The 367-nt window shown below is 69.5% G+C and carries 1 protein-coding gene; it reads left to right on the top strand.

Annotated elements, in window-relative coordinates:
• A partial coding sequence (locus ACA373_RS22170; protein ID WP_370735154.1) for an Ig-like domain-containing protein occupies window positions 1-367 on the top strand: 367 nt, incomplete at both ends.

Genomic DNA, 367 nt, shown 5'->3' with positions numbered 1-367 from the left:
CGAGCAGCAGCAGGCGCAGATCATCAGCGGCACCACCACCAACGTGCAGCAGGGCCAGACCGTTACCGTTACCCTGAACGGCCAAACCTACACCCCCACCGTTGACGGCAGCGGCGCGTGGAGCGTGGCCGTTCCGGCTGCGGCCGTGCAGGCGCTGGCGGCGGGCACCGCGACCATTACCGCCACCGTTACCGATGCGGCGGGCGCGGCGGCAACCACCACGCACGATTTCACCGTTAGCGCCCCGGCTACCGCTCCGGCCATCACCATCGCCGCCTTTGCGGGCGACGACGTGCTGGACAACGGCGAGCAGCAGCAGGCGCAGATCATCAGCGGCACCACCACCAACGTGCAGCAGGGCCAGACC

The organism is Erwinia sp. STN24, from assembly GCF_041320675.1.
GTDB lineage: Bacteria > Pseudomonadota > Gammaproteobacteria > Enterobacterales > Enterobacteriaceae > Erwinia > Erwinia aeris.
This window is presented reverse-complemented; position numbering and strand designations above follow the sequence as displayed.